Origin of the sequence: Domibacillus sp. PGB-M46 (assembly GCF_022668875.1) — a bacterium.
In the GTDB taxonomy this organism is placed as follows: domain Bacteria; phylum Bacillota; class Bacilli; order Bacillales; family Domibacillaceae; genus Domibacillus.
Window position 1 is genome coordinate 1 of record NZ_JAKGCR010000129.1, and the last position, 203, is coordinate 203.

At 55.2% G+C, this 203-nt stretch carries 1 pseudogene; it reads left to right on the forward strand.

Features of this window, described 5'->3' with window-relative positions:
* Window positions 1-203, forward strand: a pseudogene (gene gudD, locus L2D08_RS23935) (glucarate dehydratase); the annotation flags it as partial.

The window sequence follows — 203 nt, forward strand, 5'->3', positions numbered from 1 at the left end:
GGCGCCTACAACAATATTTTAAATAACGTACGCCGGCAGTTTGCAGACCGGGATGCGGCAGGACGCGGCCTGCAGACATTTGACCTCCGCATTACGATTCATGCTGTAACCGCTTTAGAAGCGGCTCTTCTCGACCTGGCCGGCAAATACCTTGGCGTTCCAGTCGCAGCCCTTTTAGGCGAAGGACAGCAGCGGGACAAAGT